Consider the following 25,350-nt stretch of genomic DNA (forward strand, 5'->3'; position numbering starts at 1 on the left):
CCCGAAACAGGTTTTGACTTTTCATAAGCGATGATCGGGCTATCGTTCGGATACCAAGTCCCTTGACGAGAGTTGACCATTTCCCATGCATCATGACCCTGAGGCCGACGCCGCCGCCATCTGGGCGGCCGTGAAGGACATGTACGACTGCTACCTCAGCGGCGACCGCGAGCGCTCGAACAGCCACATCGCACCCGACGTCACTCTGTGGGACACCGAGCACGAGCCGCTCGTGATCGGTCGCGACGGTCTCGACGCCCTCCGCGACACGCGACCCGTGCCCACCGAGACCACGCGGGTGAGCCGCATCGACACCTCCGAGCCGCTCATCACCGTCGCCGGCGACTACGCACTCTGCCGGCACACCTTCGAGGTCGTCTTCGAGGACCCGTCGACGCCGCCGGAGCGCGTGCGCAACACCGGTGTCTGGGAGCGTCGCGACGGCCGCTGGCTCGTCGTGCACAACCACGAAGACGTTCTGCCCCCGGCAGCTCCTGCCGCCTGAACCTGCACCACCCCTATCCAGCACACGAAAGGATCCACCCCGTGAATTCGTTCCGCTCCCGCCTGATCGGCGCCGGCGCGCTTGTCGCCGCCGTCGCGCTGGTCGCCACGGGCTGCGCCAGCACGTCGTCCGACGACACGAGCGCACAGCCCGAGACCCTGGTGGTCGACAAGTCCTTCGACTTGGTCACCGCCGATCCCGCCCGCATGTTCGAGACCACCGGCAACATCGTGCTGCACGCGGTCTACGACAGCCTGCTGACCTTCGAGGACGGCGACTCCACCACCCCGCAGCCGAGTCTCGCCGAGTCCTACGAGGTGAACGACGACGCGACCGTCTACACGTTCACGCTGCGTGACGGCGTCACCTTCTCGGACGGCACCCCGCTGACCTCGGCCGACGTCGTGTTCTCGCTGAACCGCGCCAAGAACGTCCAGGGCAACGGCTCGTTTCTGATGACCGGCCTGAGCGTCGAGGCGCCGGATGAGAGCACCGTCGTCGTGACCTCGGAGGCCTCGAACACCGCGGTGCCCGCGATCCTGACGAGCGCCACGCTCGGCATCGTGAACAGCGCCGTCGTCATCGAGAACGGCGGCTCGGATGCCGAGGACGCCGTCGACACCGACACCGCGCAGGCCTACCTCGACTCGGCCTCGGCCGGAAGCGGTCCGTACACGATCGAGTCCTTCGACGTGACGACCGAGGTCGTGCTGGTCGCCAACCCCGAGTACTGGGGTGAGGCTCCCGCCTACGACCGCGTCGTGGTGCGCAACGCCGCCGCGGAGGCGCAGCTGATGGACATCCAGTCCGGAACCGCTCACCTCGCGCTCGACCTCGGAAGCGACCAGCTCTCCGCGATCGAAGGCAACTCCGACCTGATCGTCTCGACCTCGAGCTCGCCGACGTTCTTCTTCCTGTTCGCCAACGCGAACTCGGAGATCTCGGAGCTCACCTCGAGCGATGACTTCCGCGAGGCCGTCTGGTACGGACTCGACCGCGACGCTCTGCTGGAGCTCGCCGGTGAGGACGCCGCCCTTGCCTACGGTGTCGTGCCGAACACCTACCTCGGCGCCCTCGGCGCGGAGTCGGCCGTCGAGCGCGACGTGGAGCGCGCCAGCGCTGCCGTCGAGCGCCTCGGTGGCGACGTCACCGTCTCGCTCGAGTACCCGAGCGACATCGCCGTCTCCGGCATCAGCTTCGGCCCCGTCGCCGAGCGTGTCGCCGCGCAGCTCGCCGAGGTCGGCATCACCGTGAACCTGGCCCCCGGCCCGGTCTCGACCACCCTGGAGAACTACCGCGCCGGCACCGAGGAGATGGGCCTCTGGCTCTGGAGCCCGGACTACCCGGACTCGGCTGACTACCTGGTCTTCGGCCCGGGCGGCATCGTCGGTCTTCGCGCCGGCTGGAGCGAAGGCAGCAACTCGGAGCTCGAGACCCTCATGGAGGAGATCGAGACGACCACCGATGCTGACACTCGCGAGAGCCTGTTCATCGAGTACCAGGAGCTGATGAACGCGGAAGGTGTCATCATTCCGTTGTTCCAGCCTGCCGCGTCGGTCGTTGCGACCGCCGCCGTCGGGGCCGTTCCGTTCGACCCGGTGTTCCTCCTGGACATCGCCGCGATCGGCAAGTAACCACCCCTGGGCGCGGGGGTCGGGGAGTCCGTCTGGCACGGTCTCCCCGGCCCCCGCTGCACCGCCACAGACGAAGGGAGGAGGCGCCATGCTCGCCTTCACCGCGCGGCGCCTCGGCGCGAGCGTCTTCCTCGTGATCGGCACCGTTGTCGTCGCGTTCCTCTTGACCGCCGTTCTTCCCGGCGATCCGCTCACCGCTCGACTCGGCGAGCAGGCCGCGGCCAACGCGGAGCTCGTGGCGAGTCTGCGCGCCGAACTCGGCCTCGACAAGCCGCTGTGGCAGCAGTTCCTCATCTACGTCGGCAACATGTTCCAGGGCGACCTCGGCACGTCCCAGCAGACCGGTCACGCGGTGCTGGACGACCTCGCCCAGTTCGGCCCCGCCTCCGCGGAGCTCGCCCTCACCGCCACCATCATCGCCGTGCTCGTCGGCGGCAGCCTCGGCATCCTCTCCGCGATGCGCAGCAACACCTGGATCGACAACACGCTGCGCGCGGTCAGCCTCGGCGGCGTCTCGGTCCCCCTCTTCTGGCTCGCGCTCATCGCGACCTCCATCTTCGCGACCAGCCTGCGCTGGCTCCCGAGCTCCGGGCGCCTGGATGCGGGCCAGGTCCCGCCGCCCACCATCACCGGCTTCTACACCTTCGACGCGCTCGCGGCCGGCGACGTCGCGCTCGCCGGTCAGGCCATGACCCACTTGATCCTGCCGGCGGTCGTGCTCGCCGCTCCGATGGTCGGGCTGTTCACGCGCTTCACCCGCGCCTCCGTGCTCGACGTGCTCAGTCAGGAGTACGTGCGTGCCGCCGAGGCGAAGGGCCTTCCGCGCCGCCAGGTCATCTTCGGCCACGTGCTGCGCGGCGCGCTCGTGCCGGTGCTGACGATCCTCGGCACCGCCTTCGCCTCGCTGCTGGCCGGCACCGTCCTCGTCGAGCAGATCTTCGCCTGGCCGGGCATCGGCTCCTACGCCTACCGCTCGGCGACGACGCTCGACCTCGACGCCATCGTCGGCGTCACCATCTTCGTCGCGTTGATCTACATCATCGTGAACTTCGTCATTGACGTGCTGTACGGCACGGTCGACCCGAGGATCCGCCGCGCATGAGCACTCACCCCGCACCCCCGTCCCCCGAGCTCTCGCCCGGCGACGTCGTCGATCAGGCCCGCCGCGCCTGGTGGCGGCCCCGACTCTCGCTGCCGCGCGCCTGGCGTCGGCCGCTCGCCGTCATCGGCATGGTGGTCATCGCCTTCTGGGCGGTCATCGTGATCTTCGGACCGTGGATCGCTCCGTTCGACGCGCTCGCGCAGGACTTCGAGCGCTACCAGGCTCCCTCGGCGGAGCACCTGTTCGGCACCGATGGCGTCGGCCGCGACATCCTGTCGCGAGTGATCGCCGGAGCTCGCATCTCGCTCCCCGTCGCGGTCATCCTGGTCGCGATCTCGCTCGCGATCGGCTCCACCATCGGCGCCGTGGCGGGCTACGTCGGCGGCTGGCTCGACGGATTCCTGATGCGCATCGTCGACCTGTTCTTCTCGTTCCCCGCGATCGTGCTCGCCATGGCCGTCTCGGCCGCGCTCGGCCCGTCGCTGCTCAACGCGGTCGCCGCGATCGTCGTGGTGTCCTGGCCCGCCTACGCGCGTGTCACCCGATCCCTCGTGCTCGGCATCCGCGACCAGAACTACATCGCCGCCGCGCGACTGCTCGGCGCCTCGCCCGCCCGTATCCTGCTGCGCGACGTCGCCCCGAACGTGCTCGGGCCGATCCTGGTCGTCGCCACCCTCGAACTCGGCAACGCGATCCTGCTGCTCTCGGGCCTCAGCTTCCTCGGCCTCGGCGCGGTTCCCCCGACGCCGGAGTGGGGCTCGATGGTCGCCGACGGCTCGCGGGCGTTCTACAACTACTGGGTCGCCCTGTTCCCGGGCTTGGCGATCTTCACGGTCGTGCTCGCCTTCAACTTCCTCGGCGACGCCCTGCGCGACGCCCTCGATCCCCGCTCGAACCGGGCCGTCACGAACGCGGAGCTGTGACCGTGAGCACTCTTCTGGACATCCGCGACCTGCACATCACGCTCGGCGGGCGACAGCTCGTCGACGGCGTCGATCTGACGGTCTCGACGGGCGAGATCCTCGGACTCGCCGGCGAGAGCGGCAGCGGCAAGACGCTCACCGCGCTCACCACCCTCGGGTTCCTGCCGCACGGCGCGACGGCGACCGGCGAGGTGCTGGTCGACGGCGAGGACACGCTCGCCATGAGCGCCTCCCAGCTGCAGCGGCTGCGCGGCAACCGGGTGGCGATGGTCTTCCAGGACCCGATGACCTCGCTGCACCCCATGCTCACGATCGAGCGCCAGCTCACCGAGCACCAGCTCGTGCACCGCTCGGTCACCAAGAAGCAGGCCCGCGCCCGCGCGCTGGAGCTGCTCGAGCTGGTGCGCATCCCCGACCCGGAACGTGCCCTGCGCTCCTACCCGCACCGCTTCTCGGGCGGCATGCGACAGCGGATCGCAATCGCCGCGGCGCTCGCCTGCGAGCCCGAGATCATCGTCGCCGACGAGATCACGACCGCACTCGACGTGACCGTGCAGGCCGGGATCCTGCGACTGCTGAGCGACCTCCGAAGCGAGACCGATGCCGCGATCCTGTTCATCACGCACGACCTGGCGGTGATGAACGTGCTCGCCGACCGCCTCGTCGTGATGCGCAACGGCAAGGTCGTCGAGTCCGGCGACTGCCGGGATGTCCTCGCGGACCCTCAGGACCCGTACACGCGAATGCTCGTCGAGGCGCTGCCTCCCGCCGCCGACTTCGGCGCCGCCGCGAGCGAAGGAGAGGACCTCCGATGACCGATCGTCTCGACGTGCGCGATGCCGTCCTCGAGTACCACGTGCCGGGCCGCCCGACCGTGCGCGCCGTCGACGGGGTCTCGCTCACCGTCGGCGCGGGCGAAGTCGTCGGACTGGTCGGCGAGTCCGGCTGCGGCAAGAGCTCGCTCGGTCGCGCGATCGTCGGTCTGCACCGTCTCACCTCCGGCTCGGTCTCGCTCGACGGCCGCGAGCTGCCGCCGCTGGGCCGCCGCGCCCGCCCGCGGGCCGATCGCGTCGTGCAGATGATCTTCCAGGACCCGTACTCCTCGTTGAACCCGCGGCGCAGCATCCAGCGCCAGCTCGCCGAGGCGATCGTCGCCGGGGGCCGCACCTCCAGCCGCGAGCTGATCGACGATCTGCTCGCCACCGTCGACATGCCCGCCTCGAGCGCGACGCGCTACCCGCACCAGTTCTCGGGCGGCCAGCGACAGCGCATCGCGATCGCCCGTGCGCTGGCCGTGCAGCCGCGGCTGGTGGTCGCCGACGAGCCGGTCTCGGCCCTCGACGCCTCCACGCGGGCGCAGGTCTCGCAGCTCATCTCGACGACGGCGACCGCCGGCGGCGCGGGGGTGCTGATGATCTCGCACGACCTTTCGGGCCTGCGCATGATCGCCGATCGCATCGCCGTCATGTACTTCGGCCGGATCGTCGAGCTCGGCCCGACCAACGCGGTGTGGGGATCGCCCGCGCACCCGTACACCCGCACGCTGATGGGCGCGATCCCGCGACTCGGCCGCACGGCGACACTGCCGGATGCCTCCCCGTCGGAGCGCATCACCTCGCGCAGCGAGGACCCGGAGGGCGCCGAGCTCATCGACCTGGGGGCCGGTCACTTCGTCGCCGCCGAGGCGCTGCGCGACAGCGGGGTGCCGCGATGAGCGTCGCGGTGTCGTATCCGACCCGCGCCGACCTGGTGCTGCGCGGCGCGACCGTCGTCGACGTCGCCGAGTCGCGGCTGACCGCCGACCAGACGATCCTCATCCGCGACGGCGTGATCAGCGAGATCGCCGACGACGCCGCGCTCACCGGCCAGGCCGCGATCGCAGACCTGCCGGTGCGCGACCTCGACGGCGCCTTCGTGATGCCCGGCCTGATCAACATGCACACCCACTTCAGCCTCTCGCTGCCCGGGAGCGCCGGCGAGGCGGTCGAGGCGATGGGCCCCGGCGAGCTCGCGCTGTACATGGCGGACGGCGCCGCCCGTACCCTCCGCAACGGCGTCACCACGGTGCGCTGCGTCGCCGAGAAGGGTGGACTCGACTTCGCGCTGCGCCGCGCGATCGACGCCGGGCACGTGCTCGGACCGAGCATCCGCACCGCCGGCCGCGCCCTCGCCTGCACCGGCGGGCACGGCCACGGCAGCGATGACACGATCGAGTGCGACGGCCCGGTCGGCTTCACCCGCGGCGTCCGCAGCCAGGTCGCAGCGGGTGCCGACCTCATCAAGCTGATGATCTCGGGCGGCATCGCCGGCGAGCACGAGGGCATCTCGACGCCGCAGCTGACCCGCGAGGAGATGGCGGCCGCCATCCGCACCGCGCATGACTGGGGCCGCAAGGTCACCGCCCATGCCGGCCCCGCCTCCATCATCGAACTCGCCGTCGAGCTCGGTCTCGACTGCGTCGAGCACGGCTACCAGCTCACCGCCGACGTGGCGCGCGCGATGGCCGCGCACGGCACCGCACTCGTGCCGACGCTCGTCGTCACTCACGCCGACGCCTTCTTCGAAGAGCTGGGGGTGCCCGACTGGATGCGTGAGCGCTCGGCCCAGGCCGCCATCCGCCACCGGGAATCGTTCCGCCACGCGCTCGACGCGGGTGTCGAGATCATGCTCGGCAGCGACATGCCGCCGTTCTGGCCCTTCGAGGGCACGACCGCCGTCGTGCGCGAGCTCGAGCACATGCACGACGCGGGTCTGGATGCCTGGGGCGTTCTGCGCGCCGCGACGATGAACCCGGCGACCTGGCTCGGACTCGGCGAGAGCGTCGGCCGGGTCGAGGTCGGGTTCGACGCCGACCTGGTCATCACCCGCGAAGACCCGAGCGCCGCTCCCGCCGCGCTGCGCACGATGGAGCACGTCATCCGACGCGGGGTGCTGGTGCGAGAGGCCGCCGCGTGAGCGCGCCCGACGAGGGCACGGCGCCCGAGAGCGACATGAGCCTGTGGGACATCCGCGTCGTCGTCGACCGGATCGAGGGCCGCTCGGTGTGCGGCATGCGACCCGGCGACTGGTGCGAGGTGACCGAGAGCAGCCGCCTGCGCATCCCCGAGGGCGGGCACTTCTGCCTCTACGCGCTGCAGGCCGCGCTTCCGCTGATCCCCGCCAAGCAGCGCGACCTTCCGGCGGGCGACTGGCTCGAACGGGACAACGAGGTCGCCTGCCCGGATCCGGAGGAGCGGCTCATCATGCGCATCGAGCGCACCCGTCGAGTGGACCTGCGCGCGGACGACCTGACATGAGCGTGCAGATCTCGCTCGGTCTGCAGACCGACAAGGCTCCCGGGCGCTACGGCGAGCTCGCCGCGCACGCGGAGGAGCTCGGCTTCGACGGGGTCAGCGTCTTCTCGGATCTGTGGTTCCAGCCCTCGATCGTGGCTCTGCTCGAGATGGCGGAGCAGACGAACCGGATCCGGCTCGGCTGCGCCTGCTGGAACCCGTTCCTGATCCACCCGGTCGAGCTCACCGGCATGGCGGTGGCGCTGCACGCCCGGACGGAGGGACGCGCCTACCTCGGCATCGCCCGCGGCACCTGGCTCGACGACCTCGGGGTGCGCCCCGAGCGACCTCTCGGCGCGCTGCGCGAGGCGATCGCCGTGATCCGCGCCCTGTGGTCCGGCGACACCTCCGGCGTTGCCGGCCGCACCTTCTCGCTCGCACCCGGGGTCGGGCTGCACACCACCATCCCGGATGCCCCGCTGTCGGTCCTCGTCGGCTCCTGGGGCGAGCGCGGTGCCGCGCTGGCCGGTGAGACCGCCGACGAGATCAAGATCGGCGGCAGCGCCAACCCCGCGATGGTCGAGGTGACGAGGCAGCGCCTGGCGCCCGGCCTCGAGCGCGCGGGGCGGCGCCCCGGCGACGTCGGCATCGTGCTCGGCGCCGTCACCGTCGTCGACCGCGACGGAGACCGTGCCCGCGCCGCCGCTCGCGCCCAGGTGGCGATGTACGTCGACGTGATCGCCGCCTACGACCCGACGGTCGACCTGCCCGAGGGCATGCTCGAGCGCGTCCGCGAGTCGCTCGCGCAGGGTGACGCCGCGTCCGCCGGGGCGTGGATTCCGCGCGACGTGCTCGACCGCTTCGCGTTCTCCGGCACCCCGGACGACATCGCCGCGCAGGCCGCCGGCCTCATCGAGGCCGGGGTCGACCGCATCGAGTTCGGCACGCCGCACGGCATCGACGAGCGCGAAGGCATCGACCTGCTCGGTCGCGCCGTGCTTCCCGCCCTCGCTTCCCTTCGCCCCGACACCCCGGAGAGCCGCCCATGACCGACCTTGCCACCGCCCCGTTCGACTTCGGCCGCCGCCGCCGCGTGCTGTCGGAGCGGCTCGACGAACGCGGCATCGACGTGCTCTTCCTGCCGGCCGACCAGGCGGACTTCGAGTACTACACCGGGGTTCCGCGCCGGGCGCCCAGCTTCGGCTCGATCGCCTACACGAACCACTGGATCTCCGGCGCGTTCTTCGCCCCCGGCGAGGATCCGCTGTTCGTGCTGACCCGGCACTTCCAGGAGTTCGACCTGCCGGACGGCGTCGACGGCGAGGTCGTCACCGCGGTCGAGACCGACGACGGCCGTGCCGTCTTCCAGCGCGCCTACGACCACTTCCGGGCCCGTCGCGTCGCCGTGCCGAGCGCGCCCTCGGGCGAGAGCTGCACGCACGAGGCCGGGGCCAGCGAGCGCATCGCCGTGACCGGACGCACCTGGGCCCAGGTCAGCATCGAGCTGCGCCGCCACCGGCCCGACGCCGATCTGGTGATCGCCGACGACGTGCTCGCCGGCATCCGGGCGATCAAGGACGAACAGGAGATCGCCTTGATGCGCGCCTCGGCGAGCATCGTCGACACCGTGCTGGCCGAGGTCGCGCCGCACGTCGTGGCGGGCATCACCGAGATCGAACTGGCCTCCGAGGTCGACCTGCGGATGCGGCAGCACGGCTCGCTCGGCGCCTCCTTCGACACCGGCGTCTGGGGCATGGGCCCCGCCCTCAGCCGCGACGCCTCGGTGCGCGTCAGCACGGATGCACTCGCGGAGGGCACCGGCGTCAGCTTCGACTTCGGCGCGATCACCCGCGGCTACTGCAGCGACTTCGGGCGCACCGTCCACATCGGGGAGCCCTCGGCGGAGTACGTGACGGTGCATGAGATCGTGATGGCCGCGCAGGAGGCGGCCCGTCAGGCGGCCGTGCCCGGGGCGACCGGTGGCCAGGTGCACGAGGCGGCACGTCGCGTGATCGACGAGGCCGGATACGGTGACGGCTTCCGGCACCGGGTGGGCCACTGCATCGGCCTCGACGTGCACGAGGAGCCGTTCCTCTCGGCCGAGGACACCACGCCGCTGCAGCCGGGGATGCTGTTCACGATCGAGCCGAGCATCTTCCTCCCCGGTCGCGTCGGCGTGCGCGTCGAGGACGTGTTCCTGCTCACCGAGACCGGCGCGGAGAACATCAACGCCACCGATCACGACCTGAAGGCAAACGCGTGATGCCCGCGGTCGCCCTAAGCTCGTGGCACCCGTTCGATATCGTGAGAAAGAGTTGACGATGACCCCTCGTGATCGCAACGTCGACCGGCAGTCGCCGATGTCGTCGATGACCTCGGAGGTTCTGCCGACCGCCAACCTGGTCGATTTCGACGAGGTGGATCGCCGCCTGCTGCAGCTCCTCGTGGCCGACCCGCGCGTCTCGCAGCGCCAGCTCGCCCGCGAGGTCGGCATGTCCTCGCCCGCCGTGGGCGAGCGCATTGCACGCCTGGAGCGCAGCGGACTGATCACCGGCTACACCACCGTGCTCGACTGGGCGGCCCTCGGATATCCGAGCGTCGTCTACATTCCGATGACCCTCGCCACCGATGCGGATGTGCAGAAGATCATCGGCGAGCTGCGCGCCGTTGACGAGCTCACCGAGCTCGTCGTCGTCACCGGCAGCTACGACCTGATGGCGCGGTTCCGCATCCGCGATCACGCGCACCTGCAGCGCCTGCTGCTCGACCGCATTTGGCCGATCCGCGGGCTGCAGCGCATCGAGACCTTCCTCGGCATCGGCGAGATCGTGCGCACCCGCACGCCCGCCGCGGTCATCGGCGGCGCCGAGCCGAGCCTCACCCCGACCGAGCGCTGACCCGTCGCCCCGGCCGGGATCGCCGGGGCGTCACGGCCTTGCTCAGCGCGGCGCGCCCTGGAGCTGCGCGGCCACCGCGTCGTGCAGCAGCATCGTGTCGACGGCGACCGCGAGGGTGTCGAACCCGCGGGCCGCGAGCTGGGCAGCGAGCTCGTTGGAGCCCGCGAACGCGCCGGCGGCGACGCCGTGAGCACGGCAGGCGGCGACGATCCGGTCGAGCGGGTTCTCGGGCGAGTTGTCGCGCAGCAGCGACGGCACGTCGGTGCCGAGCGAGAGCGCCAAGTCGAATGGGCCGACGAAGATCATGTCGACCCCCGGCGTGGCGGCGATCTCATCGACACCCGCGACCGCCTCGGCGGTCTCGACCATCACGGCGCACTCGGTGCGCTCGTTGGCCTGAGTGGCCGATGCGGGGGTGCGGCCGTGGGCGCCGTCAAGGGGGCCCCACGATCGCGAGCCGAGCGGAGGGTAGCGACAGGCGGAGGCGGCGAGTGCCGCCTGCTCCGCGTTCTGCACCATCGGCACGATGACGCCGTCGGCACCCGCGTCGAGCGCGCGCCCGATCAGCCACGGAGCTCCGGCCGCGACCCGCACGACCGTGCGCGGGCGCGTCGGGGCGCCGGCAAGCAGCGAGAGGGTGTCGACGACGGCCGCGTCGTCGAACCGGCCGTGCTGCGCGTCGAGCACGAGCCAGTCCGGCTCGGCCGAGGCCATCACCGCCGCGACCGCCGGAGACCCGAGGAGCGACCAGGCCCCGATGCGTGTCGACATGAGTTCTCCATTCATAGGGCAATCGCTCGAAAACTTTTCGAAAGGAAACCCGATTGCCATTTTCAGTTTACAAACGGACGATACAATCACGTCAACGATAAACATACGAGATCGGCGCCCGACAGGCCCGCATCGCTTCGAAGGGCCGTCATGCCGCACCCCACCGCCGCTACCGGCGTGCTTCCGCACTCCGGAATCCGCGAGATCGTCGACCTCGTGCTCGTCGACTCCCGACCGATCGTGCGACTCGAGATCGGGGAGCCCGACTTCGCCACCCCGGCGCACATCGTCGAGGCGGCCGTCGAGTCGGCGCGGCGCGGCAGCTCCTACGTGCAGGCCGCGGGAACGCCGCTGCTGCGCAGCGCGGCCGCCGCCTCGCTCGAGCGCCGCTACGGGTTCGAGGTGCCCGCCTCGAAGGTGCTCATCAGCCACGGCGCCGTTCATGCCATCGATGCCGTGATCCGCGCGATGGTGTCGCCCGGCGACGCGGTGCTCATCCCCGACCCCGCCTGGCCCAACTACGAGATGCAGGCGATCCTCGCCGGCGGCCGCGTCGACCGCTACCCGCTGCGCGCCGAGCGCGACTACGTCGTCGATCCCGAAGACATCCGGCGCGCCATCACCGCCGAGACGCGCGTGCTCATTCTCAACTCCCCCTCCAACCCCACCGGGAGCGTCGCGCCCCGCGCCGTCATGGAGGAGATCGCCGAGATCGCTCGCGAGCGCGACGTGCTCGTGCTGAGCGATGAGGTGTACGACGAGATCGTGTTCGAGGGCGAGCCGGTGAGCATGGCGAGCCTCATCCCCGAGCACGCTGTGTCGGTCTACAGCGTCTCCAAGACCTACGCGATGACCGGCTGGCGGGTCGGCTACTCGCTCGTGCCCGACTGGCTCGTCGACCCGGTGACCCGCGTGTTCGAGTCCTCCGTCGCGTGCCTGTCGACCGTGACGCAGGCCGCCGCCCTCGCCGCGCTGACCGGCGACCAGACGCCCGTCGCCACCATGCGGAATGCCTACCGCGAACGCCGCGACCTCGCCCTGCAGCTTCTCACCGATGCCGGCATCGACGTGCCGCGCCCGGGCGGCGCCTTCTACGCGATGGTGCCGCTGCACGAGACCTCCGACGCCCGCGCCGCCGCGCTCGACCTCGTCGAACGCGGAGTCTCGACCGCGCCGGGCACCGCCTTCGGATTCCAGGCACCACACGCGCTGCGGCTCTCGCTCGCCACCTCGACCGACGCCATCCGCCAGGGCGTCGGGATCCTGACCGATTGGTACCGCGAGACCGCGGGTGGCGCCCGCGACATCGCTGCCCACGCGGCACACTGAAGACGGAGGCACCATCATGGCCGTAGAACTCGGACTCGGAGTATTCACCGGGGAATGGCACCCCGCGCTCGGACTCAGCCACGGCGAGTCGCTGCGCGAGTCGATCGCGCAGGTGCAGGCGGCCGAGGCCGCCGGGCTCGACAGCGTCTGGGTGAGTGAGCACCACTTCCACGAGGCGCACTTCGTCGGATCGCTCGCCGCCTACTGCGGTGCGATGCTGCAGGCGACCGACCGCATCACCGTCGGCTACGGCCTCGCCCTCGCCCCGCTGCACGACCCGGTGCGGATGGCGGAGGACGCCGCGTTCCTCGACGTGCTCTCGAACGGCCGCTTCGTGCTCGGCCTCGGCCTCGGCTACCGCGACATCGAATACGCGGGCTTCGGCACCGAGCGCCGCTACCGCGTCGGCCGCACCGAGGAGCTCATCGACATCTGCCGGCAGGCGTGGACGGGCGAGGAGATCGATCACGTCGGTCGGCACTACACCCGCACCGGCATCCGCGTCAGCCCCGTTCCCGAGCGGCCGGCCGGACCGCCGGTCATGCTCGGCGGCCACGCGCCCGCCGCGATCGACCGCGCCGCCCGCCTCGGCGACCGCTTCTGCATGGATGCGGGCACCGACGCGGACGAGTACGAGCGCGGCTCCGGTGGCAACCGCGGCCTCATCACCCGTGTCTCGGCGGTGCTCGAGCAGTACCGCGAGGCCCTCGACCGACACGGTCGGGACTCGACCGCCCCCGCGCTGTCTCTCAACGTCGGCGGTTTCCTCCACCCCGACGGCGTGGATGCGGCGTGGGCGGCGGTCGAGGAGTCGTACCTGCTCACCCGCCGCGTCTACGGCGACTGGTACGGCCTCGACCCGGCCGAATACGAGACCTGGTACCCGGGGATGCTCAGCGAGCAGCAGATCGCCCAGCGCCGCCGCGAGCTGCTCCTCGGCACGGTCGACGATGTGCTTCCGATCCTCGCCGAGGTGCGCGAACTGGTCGGCGAGAACCTCCACGTGATGTTCCGCTCGAAGTACCCGCTCGTCAGCGATGAGCTGACGCGGCAGTCGATCACCGAGCTTGGCGAGCTGCGGCGCCGCCTGATCGGGCAGGGCTAGCCCGTGCCGACCACGGTCAGCCTTCGCATCAACAACGACCTCGACAGCCACGAGCTGATCGCGGTCGCCGAGGCCGCCGAGGCGGCGGGGATCGACCAGCTGTGGATCTCGAACGATCTGATGCTGCACTCGGCCCCGGCCGTGCTCGGGGCGATCACGCAGCGCACCGAGAGGCTGCGCATCGGCACGGGCATCATGAACCCGTACACGGTGCACCCCGCCGAATTGGCGATGACAGCGGCGACGCTGCAGGAGCTCAGCGGCGGACGATTCCTGTTGGGACTGGCCGCCGGATCCGCCGAGTTCCTGAACTGGGTCGGGATCGACCAGCCGACCCCGCTCACGACCACGCGGCAGGCACTGCGCGCGATCCGCGCCCTGCTCGACGGCGGCGCCCCGGTCGAGGTCGACGGCGCGGGCGAGGGCTGGACGGCCGACGCCCGCCTGCGCTTCACCCCGCCGTCGACCCGGGTGCCGATCTACATCGGCGCGATGAGCCCGCGCATGCTCGCCTTCGCGGGCGCCGAGGCCGACGGGGTGATCGCACTGCATCTGCCGCCGGAGCACTTCACGACCGCGCGCGCCCACATCGCCGAGGGTGCCGTCGCCGCCGGCCGCTCGCTCGATGACCTGGACACGCCCGCCTGCGTCTGGCTCTCCCTCGACGAGGATCCGGCCGCCGCCGCACGCGCCCTGGCCCTCAAGCTGGCCTACTACGGCCCCGCCTTCTCGCCGTTCCTGCTCGGCCAGCTGGGCCTCGAGCCGGAGGACTTCGTGGCAGCCGAGCGCCACCTCGCCCGCGGCGATGCCGACGCGGCCGCCGAGGCGATCACGCCGACCATGCTCCGGATGGGCATGTGCGGCGGGCCCGCCGACGTGCTCGAGCGCAGCCGCGACCTGCTCGCCCTCGGCGCGCGCCACCTCAGCTTCGGGCCGCCGCTCGGCCCCGACCCGCTCGCCTCGATCGCCCTGCTCGGCAGCACCGTGCTGCCGGCCCTCCGCGCCGAGACCGCCCCCGACCCCACCCCGATTGGATCTGACAGATGAGCCACGACGACGAACTCGGCACCCTCGCGCGCGACGTGGTCGAGGCGACCCTCCGCTGGGCCTTCCATTCCAGCGACGACATCCCCCGCCTGCCGCACCCGGTCGGCTGGATGCCCGACTTCACCCCCGCCGCCCTCGAGCGCCGCCGGGTCGAGATCGCCGAGCTCCGCGCACGCTGGCGCGCGGTCGACGCCTCCGCCGCGGCGCCCTCGGCGCAGATCGAGCACCGTCTCGCCGGCGCCATCCTGAACCGCGCGCACTGGGACCTCAACGTCACCCGCAACGCGGAGCGCAACGCGGTGTTCCAGTACTCGCAGATCCTCGGGCCGTTCTACGACCTCACCCTGCCGCTGCCGCCCTACGACGACGCTCGCCAGGACGCGCTGATCGCCGTGCTGGCGGCCGTACCCGCCCAGGTCGGGGTCGCCCGCGCCCACCTCGCGGAGCACGGTGTCGCTGATCTTGCGCGCGCCGCCGTGACCGAGATGGAGAGGATCGGCACCCGGGTGCGCACCGCCGCGGATGCGCTCCGCATCCACGTCGACCCGGCTCGTCACGCCGCGCTCGACGCCGCCACGGAGTCCGCCGCTGCCGCGCTCGACGAGTGGTGCGCGTGGCTCGATGCGGCCGCCGACCGGATGGCGCCCGCGCGCGCGGTCGGTCGCGACAGCTTCCTGTGGTTCCTGCGCGCGGTCGCGCTCATCCCCGACGACCCGGACGACCTGGTGCGCGCCGCCACGCAGGACCTGAACCGCGCCATCGTCTGGGAGCAGCTCACCCGCAACCGCTACCGCAACGCACCGCCGGCCGAACTGGCGCGCACGATTGAGGAGCAGGTCGACACCCAGGCACGCCACGAGCGGCAGATCCGCGACTTCTACGAGCGCGAAGACCTGCTGAGCCAGCCCGAGAGCCTGAAGCACTACCTGATCGCCGAGATGCCGCCGTGGATCGAGCAGCTGCGCAGCCTCGGCGTGCCCGACGACCTCACCGACGAGCACCGGCTCGCGCAGAACGCCGTCTCGTACATGCCGAAGCCGCGCACCGAGCTGCCGTACTTCTACGCCGCCAACGCGAAGGACCCGCGGCTGGGCATCATCCACGAGGGCGCGCACTACCAGCAACTCGCCCTCAGCTGGGCCTCCGCCAGCCCGATCCGCCGCCGCTACATCGACTCGAGCGCCAACGAGGGGGTGGCGCACTACAACGAGGAGATGATGCTGATGGCGGGGCTCTTCGACGACGCCCCGCACTCCGAGACCGTCGTGCACAACTTCACCCGGCTGCGCGCGCTGCGCGTCATCGCCGACGTCAACCTGGCGACCGGCGAGTTCACGCTGGCGCAGGCGATCGAGCACTTCGTGAACGCCGTTCCGATGGACGCCGAGACCGCCCGCGAGGAGTCGGCCATGTACCTGGCGACGCCGGGTCTGGCGATGTCGTACCACGTGGGCAAGCAGCAGATGCTGGCCCTGGTGGCGGATGCGATCGCGGCCTGGGGCGAGGAGTTCAGCTTCCGCCGCATCCACGACGCGGTCTGGCAGCACGGCAACACGCCGTTCTCGCTGCTGCGGTGGGAGATCCTCGGCGACCGCTCGGCGATCGACCGCCTCGACGCGGATCTGGCCGAGCTGGCCGACCCCGTCGGCTGATCCGGCACACGCTCGCCCGCGCTCCGGCTCGGTCAGCTGCGGTCAGTGGTCGTGCGGCGGCTTCTGCCCGGTGAGCTCGCCGGCGCGCGTCGAGATGAGATGGATGCGGCCGCCGCGGCGCTCCGCCGTGAAGCCCGGCAGGGCCACGGCGCCCTGCCCGCGCCAGTCGGTGACCAGCCGGGCGATCTCGAGCGTGTGCGTGCGGCTGAGCGCCTCGTGGAACTCGCTCTGCGCCACCAGCCGGATGATCCGCTGGCGCAGCGCCGCGGGGTTCGCGGCGAGCGCCGCGACCGAGAGCGAGACGCCCGCCTCCTCCAGCTCGACGACGTCTTCGGCGACCTCCTCGGCGAAGGCATCGAGGGCGGCGGTGTCTTCGCGCAGCTGCTCGGCGGTGCGCGCGAGCGCCTCCGCGATGCCGGGGCCGAGCTCCGCCTCCAGCACCGGCAAGATGCGGTCGCGGACCCGCACCCGGGTGTAGCGCGCGTCGGTATTGTGCGGGTCGTCCCAGAACGTCAGGCCCGCGTCGGCGCAGGCCTGCCGGGTGGTCGCCCGCGGGATGCCGAGCAGCGGTCGCCGGTAGCGGCCGGACTTGGCGGGCATCCCCTGCAGGCTCGTGGCGCCGCTGCCGCGCGCCAGACCCAGCAGCACCGTCTCCGCCTGGTCATCGAGCGTGTGGCCGAGCAGGATCGCGTCGGCGCCGAGGTCGTCGGCCGCCGCATCCAGGGCCGCGTAGCGCGCGGCACGGGCCGCCGCCTCGGGGCCGGCAGGGTCGTCGGACGCCACGCTCACGCGCACGACCGTCACCGGGTCGAGGCCGAGCTCGCGCGCCTGCGCCGCGGCCGTCTCGGCGACCTCGGCCGAGCCGTCCTGCAGCCCGTGGTCGACGATGACCGCCGCCGCCCGCCAACCCGCCCGGGGCGCCTCGAAGGCGGTCGCCGCCGCCAGGGCGAGCGAGTCGCCGCCGCCGCTGAGCGCCACCACGAGGGTTCCGGCCGGTTCGGTGAGGGCGCCGCGCACCGCGCGCCGGAGGTCGGCGATCGCCGGGGTGAGTCTCGGACGCGCGACCATTCGACTAACGTAATGCGAGAACCACTTGCGACGAGAGACCGAGGATATGGCCGAGTACTACGACGTCACCATCGAGGTGCCGAAGGGCAGCCGCAACAAGTACGAGATCGACCACGAGACCGGTCGCGTCATGCTCGATCGCGTGCTCTACACGCCGATGGCCTACCCGACCGACTACGGCTTCTTCGAGAAGACCCTCGGCCTCGACGGCGACCCGGTCGACGTGCTGGTGCTCGGCGAGTACCCGCTGTTCCCCGGCATCGGCATGAGCGTGCGCGTCGTCGGCGTGTTCAACATGACGGATGACGGCGGCAGCGACGCGAAGGTCATCGCGGTCGCCGCGAAGGACCCGCGCTGGGACCACATCCAGGACATCAACGACGTCCCGGAGTACAAGCGCAAAGAGATCGAGCACTTCTTCGAGCACTACAAGGACCTCGAGCCCGGCAAGTGGGTCAAGACCGAGGGCTGGGGCGACGCCGCCGAGGCGGAGCGTGTCGTGCAGGCCGGCCTCGCCGCCTACGTTCCCCCCACCCACTAGCGCCCAGCGGGTTGAGTAGCGCGCAGCGCGTATCGAAACCCCGCCCGCGCGCACCCCTGGCCTCGATACGCCGACTTCGTCGGCTACTCGACCAGCTCAACCTTGCGGGTTGAGTAGCCGCGCCAGCGGCGTATCGAAACCCAAGTCCCAGCGGGTTGAGTAGCGCAAAGCGCGTATCGAAACCGCGTCGCGCACCCCTGGCCTCGATACGCCGACTTCGTCGGCTACTCGACCTGCAAGCGGGTTGAGTAGCCGCGCCAGCGGCGTATCGAAACCGTGCCCGCGTCAGCCGGTGGGACGCCCCGCGTACGGCACCAGATCGCCGTAGCGAATCGACACCTCGCGCACGACCTGCCCCGGGTACGGTGCCTCGATCATCTTGCCGTTGCCGACGTAGAGCGTCACGTGATACTTGGTGCCCGTCGTCGACCCGCCGTCGGAGTAGAACAGCAGATCCCCGGCCTGCAGGTCGGCGATGTTGACGAGCTTCCCCGCCGACTTCAGGTAGTTGTACTGGCTCGTCGAGCCGTGCCCGCCGATCGAGACGCCGACCGACGAGTACGCCATCATGGTGAGCCCGGAGCAGTCCCAGCCGCTCGGCCCTGCCCCGCCCCACACGTAGGGTTCGCCGAGCTGCGCCCGGGCGTAGCTGATCGCCCCCGCGACCTTGTCGCTCGACGGCGGCGCCGGGTCTTCGGCGGGCGGGTCGGGGTCGTCGGCGGGCGGCACCGGCGGCGTGGGGTCGGCGGCCTGATCCCGCTCCCAGGCGAGACCCTCCTGGTAGGCCTGCTCCAGGTCGGCGGAGGTGTTCTTCAGGCTCGCCAGCTGCGCGTACATGCGCTCGGAGTCGGCCCGCGTCTCCTCGACCCGCGCCTGCGCCTCATCGACGGCCGCCTGCGCCTCGGCGAGCGCTTCGGCGGCCACCGCGGCCAGTTCGGTTCGCTTCTCCTCGGCGAGCTCCGCCTCGGCGGCGAGCGAGTCGGCCGCGTTGCGGTCGAACACCGCCCGCTCCAGCAGCGAGCGCGAGGTCTCGCTCAGGCGCGACATGGAGGCGAGCATCGAGAGCACCTCGTCGGTGTCCTCGGCCGAGCCGAACAGCAGCGCGAGCGTCGGATCACCGCCCCCGGTGCGCGAGAGCTGCGTCAGGATCTGCGCGGCCCGTCGTGCCGACTCATCGGCCTGCTCGCGGGCCTCGTCGGAGCGCGTCTGGAGGTTCTCGACGCGTACGGTCGCCGCATCCAGCTCCTGCTGCGCCAGGTCGGACTCCTCGGCGCGCTGGAGCGCCACCTTGCCGAGTTCGGCCGCCTCGGCCTCGAGCTCGGCGAGCGCCGCCTCGATCTGCGCGACGGCGGCCGCGCTGGCCGCCTCATCCGCCTTGGCCGCTTCGACCTCGTCCCAGCTGGGGTAGTCGGGCATCGGGGCCGCGTGAGCGGCGACGCCCGGAACGAGCGCGACGACGAGAGCGACGGCTACTGCCGTCGCTCCCCTGAAGCGACGGCTCGCTGTCATCAGCGCCCCTGTTCGCTCCGTGCCCGCTTAGCCAAGCGTGACCCCCCGGTCTTGCATGAACGTGACGGGATTGGTGAGAACCCCGTTCTGGTAGACCATAAAGTGCAAATGCGGTCCCGTCGAGCCCCCCGTTGAGCCGACCTTCGCGATCTGCTGCCCGGCGATGACGATCTCGCCGACCGAGACGAGCATCCCGCCGGTGTTGATGTGGGCGTAGCCGGTGACGATCCCGCTGCCGTGATCGATCTTGATGTAGTAGCCGAGGTCGCTGTAGTAGCCGGCGTAGACGACGCGTCCGTCGGCCGCCGCATAGATGGGGGCGTTGTAGCCGCCGCCGGCGATGTCGGTTCCGGAGTGCAGTTTCCACACGTGGTAGATCGGGTGGTAGCGCATGCCGAAGTGGCTCGAGATGTAGCCCGAGGTGGGGTTCGCCCAGCCCTGGGCGTTGACGACCCCGCCGGATGCGGCCGCGCGCGCTTCGACCCCAGCGCGGTAGTCCGCTTCGGTGACTTCGCGCTTGGTGGTGAGCACCTCGAGCTGCGCCTCCAGGCGCGCCTTGTTCTCGGCCTGGGCGTCGTAGGCCTCCTGCGCGGCAATCGCGGCCTCTTGCGCCTCTTCGAAGGCCGCCTCGGCGATCGCGCGGAGCTCGTCGAGGAGCTCGCGCGCCACGGCCGCCTGGTCGGTGAGCGCCTGCGCGTTGTTCTGCAGCTGCACGGCGCGCGAGTAGAGCTGCTGGTTGGTCGTGCTGAACTTCTGCTGCGCCGAGAGGTTGTAAAGCAGCGCATCCGCTTCGTCGCTCTGTGCGAACAGCGTCGCGGTGAGGTCGGTGCTGGCGGCGCCGCGGGAGAGGTTGGCGATCAGCTGAGCGGCGACACGCTTCGCGTCGTCGGCTTCCTCCTGGGCCGCATCCGCCTGCTCCTGGAGCTGCTGCGCCACGTAGGCCTGCTCGTCGTAGGCGGTCTGCGCTTCCGCGTAGATGGTGCCTTTCTCCTCGGCGACCTTCTGCGTCTCGGCGACTTCGTCTTCGAGGTCGGCGAGCAGCGCCTTGATGCGCGTGATCTCGGCCTTGGCCGCCGCCTCATCGGCCTTGGCGTCTTGGACGTCATCCCAGCTGGGGTAGTCGACGAGAACCGCCGCGTTGGCGGTCTCGGTGGCGGGTGCGGCGACGCCGAGCGCGGGAATGAGGGCGAGCGCGAGCAGGAGCGCGGCCGTCCGCGGGCGCGCCGCCCGCCAGTGTGCGATGCGGCTCGCGCCCACGGCCCCCCGGCCGGGATGTGATCCCATGATTTTCCTCAAATCTTCGTGACGTGGATTTGGCCCACACGAGTCACAAAGGCAACACGAGTCACATTAGCAACAACCCCGAGACTTGCCCAGCATTGAAATCACTGGGATGCCTCGAGCCGCAGCGCCGTAACCCTCGACCCTGGCTTGAACCTAACCCGGGCGGCTGGGAAGGCCGTGTTGCGCGCGCCGAAACGGCCGATTGCGTCGATTGGAGTTTTTGGCGCGCCGTGCGTATGCTTGACCCTCGGTTGCTATGTGATTTATTTCATGGCCCCATCGTTTAGTGGCCTAGGACACCGCCCTTTCACGGCGGCAGCACGGGTTCGAATCCCGTTGGGGTCACTCAGCACACAATCAAATAGCAAGGCCCTGTAGCGCAGTTGGTTAGCGTGCCGCCCTGTCACGGCGGAGGTCGCGGGTTCAAGTCCCGTCAGGGTCGCGGAAAGCGAGCCTCTCCTGAGGAATCTGGAGAGGCTCGCTCCACATCGGGAGGATTCTCCCGAGGCTCTGTAGCTCAGTTGGTAGAGCGCACGACTGAAAATCGTGAGGTCACGGGATCGACGCCCGTCGGAGCCACTCGAAGCCCCCATGACGATGGGGGCTTTCGTTTTTTGACGAGCCGTTCTTCGGGGCGTCGCTCAATGCGCGCCGCATGCCTTCCTGCGGGGACCACCATTCGGCATCGCCACCGAGTGCGTGTCGCTTGGCCACACTGCGCACAGAGTGAGCACAGCGCGACTCCGGGCCGCGGTGTTTGCACACCACGCCGCGCGACCACGGACAAAGGGGGCGCGGTCCGGCGAGGCTCACGCAAGGTTTGCTCACTCCCTGGCTTAATGGCGAGCGCGCGACGACGACGGGAGAACTGTGAAGGAAGCGTGCGATCGATTTGGCGGCGATCCCATCATTGGGGCGTGGCGGTCCTGCTCCCGCGTCGGGAAGCAATGGTGATGGGCGGCGACAAAGAAGGCGACAACGAGTACTTCCGCCGGCTTGTGACCGTCACGATCATCGTGTCGCTAGCGGCAGGCGTGCTCGTCGCGAGCAACAACGGGCCGTTCTTCCTGGGCGTCCTGGCCGGGCTATTCCCAACCGGCTGGATACTCGCAGCGATGGTGCTGTGGGTCTATGACAAGGTGACGGGGCACGAGTATCGTCGCGACAGTCCGGCGCCAGAGCGAACGGCGGTCGGCCCGCCAAACACGCAGCTTGACTTCGGGGCGTTCCCACGAGGCACCTGGGGCTCGACGCACCTGGGGCAGCCGGAAATCAATGGAATGCGAGAACGAGCGTTTGCAGTCGGAACGGTTAGCCCTCCTCAAGGGCTCGTGTTTAGGGCGTACTGGCACTGCGCTCCGAGTGAGGTCAAGGTGGTTGTGGTCGGGAGCGATCCATACCCCAGCCCTGGCGATGCCAACGGGCTCGCATTCTCCGTCAATGCCGCGAAAGCCGCGCCTCCAACTCTTCGCGCCATCTTTGATGAGCTACAACACGATCTCGGCGGGCCGCTAAGGGCAAACGGGGACTTGACAGACTGGGCCTCTCAAGGCGTCCTGCTGTTGAACACGAGCCTCACCGTGCAGTCGCAGGCTGACGACTTGGGCGTTCGCAATGCCTACGCACGGCACGCTGAGATCTGGCGCCCGTTGGTCGAAGCGACAATCGACGTTGTCAACGCCAGCGCTAGACCAGTTGCATTCCTCCTGTTGGGGCATCATGCGTCTCAGTTAGAGGGACGAATATCGAGTCGCCATCTTGTGCTCAAGACCTCGCACCCGTCGCCCATGGCAGCTGGCGCTCTACAGTTGCCGGCTTTCTCGGGCTCCCGACCTTTTTCTCGCATCAACGAGTTCTTGCGGTCGTCGGGCCACCGAACCATTGATTGGGTTGGCTGACTCCCCCGCAGCGATTTCCCTCACCACACGGGGCTGGCACTTGAAGGATGGGGCACCGTAGCGCCGGCCCAACCCCTGCCTTTCGCTTCTTTCGCGCTGCTGCAGCCAGAAACAACGGTCAATAGCTCGCGACTGCGAGCGCTCCGCGCGCAGATCGATTTCCCCGGTCGCTCGCGTCGCCAGCGGTCGCGCGGTGCCGACTTCCAGTCGGTATCTGTGCCCGCAAGCCGCGCGCCCGGAACCTCACGCTTGATCAACAGAACCAGCGTGGGCTGCGGCGTCGCAGTTCCGAACTACTTGTCGCCCCACATCTTAACTACGACCGCCCGAAACAGCAGACCCCCGCGAGGGCCGATCGGTCGTGAGTTCGATGCCGACCGCAAACTACAAAACCCTCAGATCGACAGTCGCGTTGCGGCTGACCGCCTGCGTATTTGCGATCACACGCTCCACACGCTCGCGCCCAGGCGTTTCGTGCCAGCGGCCGCAGACCACGAGGGCCCGCGACCGTCGCAACGTGCCGGCTGCCGCGCACCGGCTTGAATCGCTGGGGAACCCCGCCAACGCGCCGTGGGCAGGCTTCCCGCCTTCGATCGAATCCGCATGGCCTGCGCAGGTCGGTGAACTATCACCGGAACATGATTTGATCAGTACCCTCTGTAGCCGGTCGGCGTGGTTCGGCGCCGACCGGATTTCGGACCGGACCGCCTCGAATCAAGCAGAAAGGCGCAACATGTCGCCGTAGCGAGCCCCAAGATTGGCACGAATCGAGCACAGCGCCAGCGCGCGTCGCGACAAGGTCGATCACATCGTCGAAGGCCATAATTTCCGCAGAGGGCAACCGCGCTCGATCGCCACCGCAGCACCGCCGGTTACCGTTCGATCGCGTCCAACGAGCTGAGTTCTGCCAAGGAGTAGCGCCAGATCACACCCCGGCGACCACTTGGCTTCGCGAACGGAAATCAATCCAGTTGCCAGCTTCGCCCGCACGGCTGCACGAACTACACGAGCTACACGAGCTACACGAGCTACACGACTACTCTCCGCCAACGTCGTGGGCTCTTCGAGCCTTAACCCAGCACGACGTACGTTCCGGCCTCAACCCTCCAAACATGATCGGGCCCGCCCGGAAGACCTCCGTTGAACCTCAAACAAGCGATTCGAGCCGGGTACGCGGCTACCGCAAGTTTGAGTCGCAGACATCAATCGCCGCGTACAACGCATCCCCCATGATTGCAAGATCCGAGTTCTCGAGAACGCCGCCGCCTGCGAGAACGTCGGACGCTGCGACCATTGCGTTCCTGGCAAAAAGAACCGCCGCTTTGATCTCCGGGTCATCAGCTGCACGTTGACGCGACGAGAGATCATTGGCGACATCGACCAGGACGCGAGCGTTCGAGGCCGCTGAGCCCACTCTGATACCGCTCAGACCATCTTCGATCGCTGGGGCAATTCCGTCGCAAGCCTCCCAATCGCCGGAAGTCGGGCCCGAAATCGGGACTGGCGCAGGGGCGCTCGGCTCACTCGGCACGCTCGGCTCGCTCGACCCACCAATGTTGATCGTGCAGCTCGTCAGCAAGGGCAATAGCGTGAGTGCTCCGAGCGCACCCACGATTCGCGGCAGAGACATGAGGTTACTTTAGCGAGACGGTCAACGGCGTACCGACCGAGTGGGAGGGAAAAGCCTTGCGACGCCCAAAAAGGCCCGACCCACTAGAGGTTGTCGAACCACTCCGGCTCCAACCGGTAGTCCTTTTCGATCCGCTCCGTGATACGGACTCCAAGCCCAAGGCTGGCTAGCAACTCCGCCAATGCGTCACCGTCGATGAGGTCAATCGGCGGCGCGCCTTCCCGCGAAGCCTCGTCGCGCGCGGGCCCAGTGAATGTGCCCGTTGTGATGAAAAGCCCCTTATCGCCTCGACCAACCATCGCGCCACGGAAGTTCCTCACGTCCTCGGCCGCGACGGTACCGGCGTATCGCTTGCTCTGCCAGTACACCTGGAACCCGATCAGCGGCAGCGGGCGATATACGCCCTCGCCGTCAATTCCGCCGTCGCCGCTGCGCCCACGGACGCGGACGCTTTCGAACCCAGCCTCGCGGAGGATGCGCTGCGCAAGGCGTTCAAAAGCGCTCGGATCGAGTTGAAGCAGGCGCTCGATCAGGAGCTGCTTCCAACTCCGCTCAACCTCCTCGTCCTCCGAGACATCAATGTCGTCTTCGACGTCCAGGCCTTGGGCGGCGCGCCTATCCCGGTAGATCGCCCAAGCAACGCGCGGAGCCTCTTCGATCGTCTCAGGAGATGCGTCTGCTCCTGCTTCGGTAAGGGACCAGACGCCGCGCGCGCTTCTGGAAAGGAGGCCCGCCTTACCCAGGAGGCTCTTCGCTTCGGATATGGCCTGCTCAATCTGGGGCCGACGTCCGTCCGAACGCATGACCTGTTGCTGCGCCTCCGTCAGTTGGAACTCGTCGAGGACGTGCTTCGAAATCTCCGCGTTCGTCGCAGATCCGTCGCGCTGACGCAGCGCCTCAACCACGGGAATGAGCACCTGCGTCGCAGTCGGCAATGACGCACGCAGCTCCACTTCGGTCAAAGTCATGAGCGAAGACTACAAGAGAGAAACTCACTTCGCGATCGCGTGCCGCGCCTCCGGAGCTCCCAGCGACGCGGGATGCACCCCCCTATGCCCCGCAACGCGCGCGGTCAGCGCGGCCCGTCGGCTAGGCAGTACGCGCACAGTTCGCGCCCGCCCGGGTTGGCGGCGAGGTTGTGCGGGGATGACTGGAGTCCCGGATAGTGGTATAGCTCGCGGTG

The 25,350-nt window shown here is 69.7% G+C and carries 23 protein-coding genes and 3 tRNA genes; 20 read left to right on the forward strand and 6 right to left on the reverse strand.

From position 1 onward, the window contains the following. The first annotated feature begins 85 nt into the window (after nt 1–85). From ACR3ZA_RS07265 to ACR3ZA_RS07315, 11 genes are all read left to right on the forward strand, one after another. Entirely contained in the window at nt 86–505 is a 420-nt protein-coding gene (locus tag ACR3ZA_RS07265; protein ID WP_473661328.1) for a nuclear transport factor 2 family protein, read from the forward strand. A gap of 41 nt (nt 506–546) precedes the next feature. Continuing rightward, nucleotides 547–2,139, forward strand: a complete 1,593-nt coding sequence (locus ACR3ZA_RS07270) for an ABC transporter substrate-binding protein (protein ID WP_473661329.1) — start codon at nt 547–549, stop codon at nt 2,137–2,139. An 88-nt stretch (nt 2,140–2,227) separates the two neighbouring features. After that, nucleotides 2,228–3,241: an ABC transporter permease subunit gene (locus ACR3ZA_RS07275; RefSeq protein ID WP_473661330.1), complete on the forward strand. Its 1,014-nt coding sequence runs from the start codon at nt 2,228–2,230 to the stop codon at nt 3,239–3,241. Then, nucleotides 3,238–4,164, forward strand: coding sequence for an ABC transporter permease subunit (locus ACR3ZA_RS07280; RefSeq protein ID WP_473661331.1), 927 nt, complete (start codon nt 3,238–3,240; stop codon nt 4,162–4,164). Before ACR3ZA_RS07275 ends, ACR3ZA_RS07280 begins: the two co-directional genes overlap by 4 nt. Before the next feature lie 2 nt (nt 4,165–4,166). Continuing rightward, nucleotides 4,167–4,979 carry an ATP-binding cassette domain-containing protein gene (locus tag ACR3ZA_RS07285; protein ID WP_473661332.1) on the forward strand — a complete coding sequence of 271 codons (813 nt, stop codon included), beginning with the start codon at nt 4,167–4,169 and terminating at the stop codon, nt 4,977–4,979. Then, entirely contained in the window at nt 4,976–5,878 is a 903-nt protein-coding gene (locus ACR3ZA_RS07290; protein ID WP_473661333.1) for an ATP-binding cassette domain-containing protein, read from the forward strand. The genes ACR3ZA_RS07285 and ACR3ZA_RS07290 overlap by 4 nt, the downstream gene beginning before the upstream one ends. Then, complete coding sequence (locus ACR3ZA_RS07295) at nt 5,875–7,119, forward strand: amidohydrolase family protein (RefSeq protein WP_473661334.1); 1,245 nt, start codon at nt 5,875–5,877, stop codon at nt 7,117–7,119. The genes ACR3ZA_RS07290 and ACR3ZA_RS07295 overlap by 4 nt, the downstream gene beginning before the upstream one ends. Beyond that, complete coding sequence (locus ACR3ZA_RS07300) at nt 7,116–7,460, forward strand: TIGR04076 family protein (RefSeq protein WP_473661335.1); 345 nt, start codon at nt 7,116–7,118, stop codon at nt 7,458–7,460. The genes ACR3ZA_RS07295 and ACR3ZA_RS07300 overlap by 4 nt, the downstream gene beginning before the upstream one ends. Continuing rightward, complete coding sequence (locus ACR3ZA_RS07305; RefSeq protein WP_473661336.1) at nt 7,457–8,485, forward strand: LLM class flavin-dependent oxidoreductase; 1,029 nt, start codon at nt 7,457–7,459, stop codon at nt 8,483–8,485. The genes ACR3ZA_RS07300 and ACR3ZA_RS07305 overlap by 4 nt, the downstream gene beginning before the upstream one ends. Then, nucleotides 8,482–9,699, forward strand: coding sequence for a M24 family metallopeptidase (locus ACR3ZA_RS07310; protein WP_473661337.1), 1,218 nt, complete (start codon nt 8,482–8,484; stop codon nt 9,697–9,699). Before ACR3ZA_RS07305 ends, ACR3ZA_RS07310 begins: the two co-directional genes overlap by 4 nt. A 58-nt stretch (nt 9,700–9,757) precedes the next feature. After that, complete coding sequence (locus tag ACR3ZA_RS07315) at nt 9,758–10,333, forward strand: winged helix-turn-helix transcriptional regulator (RefSeq protein ID WP_473661338.1); 576 nt, start codon at nt 9,758–9,760, stop codon at nt 10,331–10,333. A 42-nt stretch (nt 10,334–10,375) separates the two neighbouring features. On the opposite strand, the gene ACR3ZA_RS07320 is transcribed toward ACR3ZA_RS07315, so the two are convergent. Beyond that, a complete protein-coding gene (locus ACR3ZA_RS07320) occupies nt 10,376–11,104 on the reverse strand; it encodes an aldolase/citrate lyase family protein (protein WP_473661339.1) in 729 nt (242 codons plus the stop codon). 150 nt (nt 11,105–11,254) lie between these two features. Between ACR3ZA_RS07320 and ACR3ZA_RS07325 the strand changes: the two genes are divergently transcribed. Genes ACR3ZA_RS07325 through ACR3ZA_RS07340 form a run of 4 tightly spaced genes read left to right on the forward strand, consistent with a single transcriptional unit; the run spans nt 11,255 to nt 16,237 of the window. Then, the gene (locus tag ACR3ZA_RS07325) at nt 11,255–12,433 is read left to right on the forward strand and encodes an aminotransferase class I/II-fold pyridoxal phosphate-dependent enzyme (RefSeq protein WP_473661340.1); all 1,179 of its coding nucleotides are present in this window, start codon (nt 11,255–11,257) and stop codon (nt 12,431–12,433) included. A gap of 16 nt (nt 12,434–12,449) precedes the next feature. After that, a complete protein-coding gene (locus ACR3ZA_RS07330; protein ID WP_473661341.1) occupies nt 12,450–13,538 on the forward strand; it encodes an LLM class flavin-dependent oxidoreductase in 1,089 nt (362 codons plus the stop codon). A gap of 3 nt (nt 13,539–13,541) precedes the next feature. Beyond that, complete coding sequence (locus ACR3ZA_RS07335; protein ID WP_473661342.1) at nt 13,542–14,585, forward strand: LLM class flavin-dependent oxidoreductase; 1,044 nt, start codon at nt 13,542–13,544, stop codon at nt 14,583–14,585. Continuing rightward, nucleotides 14,582–16,237, forward strand: a complete 1,656-nt coding sequence (locus ACR3ZA_RS07340) for a DUF885 family protein (RefSeq protein ID WP_473661343.1) — start codon at nt 14,582–14,584, stop codon at nt 16,235–16,237. The genes ACR3ZA_RS07335 and ACR3ZA_RS07340 overlap by 4 nt, the downstream gene beginning before the upstream one ends. A gap of 42 nt (nt 16,238–16,279) precedes the next feature. Here ACR3ZA_RS07340 and tilS read toward each other — a convergent pair whose 3' ends face one another. After that, nucleotides 16,280–17,305 carry a tRNA lysidine(34) synthetase TilS gene (tilS, locus tag ACR3ZA_RS07345; protein WP_473661344.1) on the reverse strand — a complete coding sequence of 342 codons (1,026 nt, stop codon included), beginning with the start codon at nt 17,303–17,305 and terminating at the stop codon, nt 16,280–16,282. Nucleotides 17,306–17,351: 46 nt separating this feature from the next. Between tilS and ACR3ZA_RS07350 the strand changes: the two genes are divergently transcribed. Continuing rightward, nucleotides 17,352–17,846 carry an inorganic diphosphatase gene (locus ACR3ZA_RS07350; RefSeq protein ID WP_473661345.1) on the forward strand — a complete coding sequence of 165 codons (495 nt, stop codon included), beginning with the start codon at nt 17,352–17,354 and terminating at the stop codon, nt 17,844–17,846. A 285-nt stretch (nt 17,847–18,131) separates the two neighbouring features. Here ACR3ZA_RS07350 and ACR3ZA_RS07355 read toward each other — a convergent pair whose 3' ends face one another. After that, the gene (locus tag ACR3ZA_RS07355; protein ID WP_473661346.1) at nt 18,132–19,355 is read right to left on the reverse strand and encodes an NlpC/P60 family protein; all 1,224 of its coding nucleotides are present in this window, start codon (nt 19,353–19,355) and stop codon (nt 18,132–18,134) included. Between the two features lie 27 nt (nt 19,356–19,382). Further along, a complete protein-coding gene (locus tag ACR3ZA_RS07360) occupies nt 19,383–20,639 on the reverse strand; it encodes a peptidoglycan DD-metalloendopeptidase family protein (protein ID WP_473661347.1) in 1,257 nt (418 codons plus the stop codon). Between the two features lie 272 nt (nt 20,640–20,911). On the opposite strand from ACR3ZA_RS07360, the gene ACR3ZA_RS07365 reads away from it, so the two are divergent. From ACR3ZA_RS07365 to ACR3ZA_RS07380, 4 genes are all read left to right on the forward strand, one after another. Then, a tRNA-Glu gene (locus ACR3ZA_RS07365) sits at nt 20,912–20,984 on the forward strand. A 23-nt stretch (nt 20,985–21,007) separates the two neighbouring features. Beyond that, nucleotides 21,008–21,081, forward strand: a tRNA-Asp gene (locus tag ACR3ZA_RS07370). Between the two features lie 64 nt (nt 21,082–21,145). Continuing rightward, nucleotides 21,146–21,218: transfer RNA gene (locus tag ACR3ZA_RS07375), tRNA-Phe, on the forward strand. Nucleotides 21,219–21,556: 338 nt separating this feature from the next. Next, nucleotides 21,557–22,537: a uracil-DNA glycosylase gene (locus ACR3ZA_RS07380; protein WP_473661348.1), complete on the forward strand. Its 981-nt coding sequence runs from the start codon at nt 21,557–21,559 to the stop codon at nt 22,535–22,537. 1,177 nt (nt 22,538–23,714) lie between these two features. Here ACR3ZA_RS07380 and ACR3ZA_RS07385 read toward each other — a convergent pair. Continuing rightward, nucleotides 23,715–24,167, reverse strand: coding sequence for a hypothetical protein (locus ACR3ZA_RS07385; RefSeq protein WP_473661349.1), 453 nt, complete (start codon nt 24,165–24,167; stop codon nt 23,715–23,717). An 83-nt stretch (nt 24,168–24,250) separates the two neighbouring features. Next, nucleotides 24,251–25,135: a restriction endonuclease gene (locus tag ACR3ZA_RS07390; protein WP_473661350.1), complete on the reverse strand. Its 885-nt coding sequence runs from the start codon at nt 25,133–25,135 to the stop codon at nt 24,251–24,253. Nucleotides 25,136–25,350: the final 215 nt, after the last annotated feature.

The organism is Herbiconiux sp. J20-20, from assembly GCF_057365085.1.

Coding starts and splice junctions, on each gene's coding strand:
- tilS (WP_473661344.1), bottom strand. CDS start 17,305: ATGGTCGCGCGTCCGAGACTCACCCCGGCGATCGCCGACCTCCGGCGC.
- ACR3ZA_RS07385 (WP_473661349.1), bottom strand. CDS start 24,167: ATGTCTCTGCCGCGAATCGTGGGTGCGCTCGGAGCACTCACGCTATTG.
- ACR3ZA_RS07265 (WP_473661328.1), top strand. CDS start 86: ATGCATCATGACCCTGAGGCCGACGCCGCCGCCATCTGGGCGGCCGTG.
- ACR3ZA_RS07360 (WP_473661347.1), bottom strand. CDS start 20,639: ATGGGATCACATCCCGGCCGGGGGGCCGTGGGCGCGAGCCGCATCGCA.
- ACR3ZA_RS07325 (WP_473661340.1), top strand. CDS start 11,255: ATGCCGCACCCCACCGCCGCTACCGGCGTGCTTCCGCACTCCGGAATC.
- ACR3ZA_RS07280 (WP_473661331.1), top strand. CDS start 3,238: ATGAGCACTCACCCCGCACCCCCGTCCCCCGAGCTCTCGCCCGGCGAC.
- ACR3ZA_RS07295 (WP_473661334.1), top strand. CDS start 5,875: ATGAGCGTCGCGGTGTCGTATCCGACCCGCGCCGACCTGGTGCTGCGC.
- ACR3ZA_RS07315 (WP_473661338.1), top strand. CDS start 9,758: ATGACCCCTCGTGATCGCAACGTCGACCGGCAGTCGCCGATGTCGTCG.
- ACR3ZA_RS07355 (WP_473661346.1), bottom strand. CDS start 19,355: ATGACAGCGAGCCGTCGCTTCAGGGGAGCGACGGCAGTAGCCGTCGCT.
- ACR3ZA_RS07305 (WP_473661336.1), top strand. CDS start 7,457: ATGAGCGTGCAGATCTCGCTCGGTCTGCAGACCGACAAGGCTCCCGGG.
- ACR3ZA_RS07340 (WP_473661343.1), top strand. CDS start 14,582: ATGAGCCACGACGACGAACTCGGCACCCTCGCGCGCGACGTGGTCGAG.
- ACR3ZA_RS07275 (WP_473661330.1), top strand. CDS start 2,228: ATGCTCGCCTTCACCGCGCGGCGCCTCGGCGCGAGCGTCTTCCTCGTG.
- ACR3ZA_RS07330 (WP_473661341.1), top strand. CDS start 12,450: ATGGCCGTAGAACTCGGACTCGGAGTATTCACCGGGGAATGGCACCCC.
- ACR3ZA_RS07350 (WP_473661345.1), top strand. CDS start 17,352: ATGGCCGAGTACTACGACGTCACCATCGAGGTGCCGAAGGGCAGCCGC.
- ACR3ZA_RS07310 (WP_473661337.1), top strand. CDS start 8,482: ATGACCGACCTTGCCACCGCCCCGTTCGACTTCGGCCGCCGCCGCCGC.
- ACR3ZA_RS07390 (WP_473661350.1), bottom strand. CDS start 25,135: ATGACTTTGACCGAAGTGGAGCTGCGTGCGTCATTGCCGACTGCGACG.
- ACR3ZA_RS07320 (WP_473661339.1), bottom strand. CDS start 11,104: ATGTCGACACGCATCGGGGCCTGGTCGCTCCTCGGGTCTCCGGCGGTC.
- ACR3ZA_RS07290 (WP_473661333.1), top strand. CDS start 4,976: ATGACCGATCGTCTCGACGTGCGCGATGCCGTCCTCGAGTACCACGTG.